Here is a 4,080-nt window from a genome sequence, read left to right as displayed (position 1 = left end):
CGCCTCCCGCCGCGCCCGCTCCACAGCGGTCAACCCGCCGCCCTCGCCATACCGCATCCACCAAGGGAAACCCGCCCACACCCGACAGGCCAGTCACCACCAAGACACAGTCGATAACCCCAACTATTGAAGCTCTCTAGCTCGGCGCAGATCAGAGCAGTTCGAGCATGCGTTTCGGCTTCACGCGGATGTCCCAGGTCAGCGTTGGCGTGGGCCTGCAGAGCGGAGAGCCTTCCTGCGATTTCATAGAGGCGCCGCTGCTGCTCGAGAGGATGGTGTGCATCAAGGATACTGAAGACCTCACCACAGAGCTGCGCGATGCGGCGGAATGACAGGTAAACAGGGCGGCGAAGATAATCCGTGGCCAGACGCACCACGTCCGCCTCAAACTGGTCTAGCGCATGTTCATCTATCCGCCGGACGCTACGAGCGAATCGAGCAGATTCGTCGGCCACAACAGCGACCTCCTCATCGATCTGCGAGGGCCTAGCGCCCAATCTATCCTGGTATGCACGATATGAGGTGTCCTGAGGGAAGCCGGACGACAAGCCGGCCACGGCCGGGGCGAGAGCGAGCGGAGGTGCCAGCAACTCGCGCACCGGCTGACCGAACATGCGCTCGAGCACCTGACAGTTAGTCGGACGAGGGGTTCGCCCTAGCTGTCCGGAACACCACCTCTCCCAAGACCTCTCACTCACGGTGAGGGTCGTGAAGCCGAGCTCGCGGGCGCAATCGGCAAACGCCTTCGCAGCGACGCGCGACGTCCAGTGCCGCTGGGCGGCCAGTTGCGCGAGGAGTGTCGGATGTCCCATCTTTCCTCCACTGGTCGTGCCACTGAGCGGCGGGTCATGCATCTCTAGTAATGCCCACCTTCCTGCTGCCGCAAAGGAGGCTGGCCAAAACGTCGGCCGAGTGTCACAGAGTGGCGGAGCACTGACGTGGCCCTGTCAACCGGCGCTGGACCACTCTGGGTCGCGTTGCACCTGGCCGGGTCGAGGATGCACCGCGGGGCGCTCTAGTCAGCAGCTCGGCGATTGGCGCAGGCACAACCCAACGAGAACTGCGCACCTTTGTCGCTTAGATCCACTTTTGGTGAACACGGCGGCATACCTGAGTTCATCCACAAATCCCCGTGTTCAGACAGAAGGGCGGTCTGCATCGTGAGCACCTCATCGGAACCTCTCCACGTTCCAAGCCCTATCAGGACGAGCGTGCCTCCCTCCGCTCTTCCCGAGTTGTTCAGCTGGGATGTCACCAGCCCCAACGTGGGCCGTGCCGGGCCGGGCGGGGTCAGTGACGACGAGCAGCGTGCGGTGGGCGCGCTGAGGGAGGCGCTGCTGCGCGAGGCTCCGGGTGCACGGGGCGAGGTGTGGAGCGTGCACCTGGGGGCGGGAATGCAGGCCGGCTACGTCGCCGACGGGCTCGTGGCGACGGCGCGGCGTGATCGGCGATCCCGGGTGATCGTCGAGAACCCCCTCTGAGACCTGGCGGGTGCGGCCTACCGGGGATGGCCCCGGTGCTCGCCGGCTGATCGTGCCCGCCTTCCCAGGTCCCGGTGATCCCCAAGCCGGGACCTGTCTCGCACGGCCCGGACCTCCCGGTCCCCGTCCCGGCGTGTCCGGGCCGTGCGAGACCTTCCATGACCGCGGCGGCGGGGTCACCGCTCGCCGGAGCCCCGCCGCCGCTTCCAGCACGGCCCCTTCCATCTGCAAGCCCAACCCCTCGCGGCTAGAGAGCCTTCACGATGCCCAAACAGCATCCGGTCCCCAACAGCGCCGGAACCGGTCGATCCCAAGACCCCACCCTTGAGGCGATGCCCGCGACGGCAGGGCCGTCGGCGGAGGCTGATCGGTGGTCTCACCGGCCGGCGGAGATGGCATCCCTCAGGACCGAAGAGAGGACGCGGTGACCCGGCCCCGTGAGCGATGCATGCTCGCGTTCTACCCACCACCTGCTCTGGCCACCGCGTTGAGCGTGGTCGGCGGCATGGCCGCCGCCGACCTACACCTGACCCTCGTCGACTGTGGCCCCGCTGACCAGGTCCCACCCCAGGCGCTGCGGGCAGCGGCCGCAGCCGTCGCCGTAGCGGCCCCGCCGCAGATCCGCGTGCAGATCTGCGGCCATGGCCGATTCACCTGCGGCTCACGCGACGTCCTGGTCGCCTTGGTGGACGCACCGATTTTGACCAAGCTCCACCACCGAGCCATGGACGCCCTGCGTGACCAAGGCGTGTGTCCCCCGCACAAACATGGATTCCTGCCCCACATCCCCCTGGCCTACCTCGTCCCGGGCGAAGCCATCCCCATCGACCGACTCCCCGGACGCCCAGCTACTTTGACCGCCATTCACGCCGTCCACCGCACCACCCATCACATCGAGCTCTTCACCAGAAACTCGACTGAAGGCCCAAGCGATGACCCGGCGCAACCGTCGCGCAGACCAGAAGCCACCGCCGTTCCGATAGACCCGCCACGCGCAGCCGGTCCGTCCGCACCCGTCCGGCTCACGAGCGCCGACATGTCGCCCCCGGCTTCCTCGATGCCTGACTCCGACGCCCCGCCCGCCACGATGGAATCCCGCGCGGTGCCGCCCAGTGCGCCACCTGGGGGAACGCCCGGCCTCACCGCAAGCTTGTCGTCGCAATCGGTCCCGGCTGCGCCGCCACTGCCGCCGGGTCGGCTGCCAGGCCGACAGTGGCCCTTGCGGATGCTGCTATTAGCGGCCGGTGGCATGATCCTGGACGGCGTCGCGGTTCTCACGCAGCTGGGCCGTTCTGACCTATCGAGGCTCTTGGCGATCGCGCTCCTCCTCACCGTCCCCCTGCCCGCAGGGCTATGGGTACTGAGCCGTCGGGCGATGGCGCAGGTCAGTGCCATCGCAGAACGGGAAGCCCAGCGGCAAGAGGCGACACGGTTGCTTCTGATCGCCCTTGCACGGCGTCTGCAAGCCTCTGCCCAGCACATCCAACGGGAGGCCGAGAAGCTCACCGAGCGGCTTCCGGCTGGCGACGGCACCGCACGCCCTATCGGCGAAGACATCCAGCGCGCCGCCACTCAGCAGGCCCGGCATGCTCAGAGCGTCATGGTGCTGGCAGGGGCACGGCCCACCCGGCCAGGGCGGGACGACCAGTCGCTGATTCAAGTAGTCCATTCCGCAGCAGCTCGTATCAGCCATCACACCCGCGTCCAGGTAATCGGCGACGACACCATCACCGTCATCGCACCGGTCGCCGAGGCACTCACGCACCTGGTGGCTGAGCTCCTGGACAACGCCGTTCAATGCTCGCCACCGACCGCGCCGGTCCGGGCCAGGGTGATGGCGGTGCACCGGGGCGCTGTCCTGGAGATCGACGACGCCGGCGTAGGACTCCCCAGGACCGACCTGGCCCGCTGGCGCCGCATCGCCTCTGGAGAAGACACGCCTGACCTGCTGGAGCTGGGCCACCCGCCGCGGCTCGGCCTGGCCGTCGTCGGTCACTACGCACGCCGCCACCAGCTGAAGGTCAGCCTGCGCGAATCGCCTTACGGCGGACTGACCGCACTCGTGTTCATCCCCCTCGCCGCACTGGTGACGACCGTGCAGCAATCAGCGCCTCCGTCTGGCACCGGTAGCGCCCCGGACACCAACGCCACCCCCCTCCCCCAACGCCGGCGCGCCCGCTCCGAGGACGGCCCCGGCGCCGACACCCAGAGCACCTAGCCCTCTCACCGAGTCCCCAACACCTCTCTCACCCGAAGAACAGGCGATCATGACCACCGTCCGGCGACACGCCGACCTTTCCCCAGACGCCAACGACCATCAACGGGTACGACACCTGCTCGCCGAAGCGGCCCGCGCCCCGGCGACCGTCTGGGCCTACGCTGCCGCCTTCCGCGTCCCCGGTGCCACTCCGGTGGACCAGATCGTGCTCATGGAGAAGGACCACTCCGATCTGGTCGCGTTCTGGGCACGGCACCCGGGCTCGTTCACCGGTGAACGCCGACTGAGGTGCCCTAGATCTTCCGGACAGCCCCCCGGCTAGAGTCGGGGATGACCGGAAGGAAGTAGCAGTTGACACGGCGTAAGGGCCCGTACTCCCGG

The 4,080-nt window shown here is 67.8% G+C and carries 3 protein-coding genes and 1 pseudogene; all 4 read left to right on the top strand.

Going from position 1 to position 4,080, the window contains the following annotated elements:
• Positions 1-167 precede the first annotated feature (167 nt).
• The 4 genes and pseudogenes from E1291_RS42890 to E1291_RS42885 all read left to right on the top strand — a co-directional run bounded on the left by E1291_RS42890 (position 168) and on the right by E1291_RS42885 (position 3,699).
• Positions 168-332 (top strand): hypothetical protein, encoded by a 165-nt coding sequence (locus tag E1291_RS42890; RefSeq protein WP_165495527.1) that lies wholly within the window; start codon positions 168-170, stop codon positions 330-332.
• An 879-nt stretch (positions 333-1,211) separates the two neighbouring features.
• A complete protein-coding gene (locus E1291_RS39850; protein WP_131743183.1) occupies positions 1,212-1,481 on the top strand; it encodes a hypothetical protein in 270 nt (89 codons plus the stop codon).
• 448 nt (positions 1,482-1,929) lie between these two features.
• A pseudogene (locus E1291_RS45350) lies at positions 1,930-2,238 on the top strand (2'-5' RNA ligase family protein); the annotation flags it as partial.
• A gap of 492 nt (positions 2,239-2,730) precedes the next feature.
• Positions 2,731-3,699, top strand: coding sequence for a sensor histidine kinase (locus tag E1291_RS42885; protein WP_165495526.1), 969 nt, complete (start codon positions 2,731-2,733; stop codon positions 3,697-3,699).
• Positions 3,700-4,080 lie beyond the last annotated feature (381 nt).

This window comes from Actinomadura roseirufa (assembly GCF_900659635.1).
Classification (GTDB): domain Bacteria; phylum Actinomycetota; class Actinomycetes; order Streptosporangiales; family Streptosporangiaceae; genus Spirillospora; species Spirillospora roseirufa.
The sequence above is the reverse complement of the archived record's forward strand: the minus strand, read 5'-3'. Positions and strand labels throughout refer to the sequence as shown.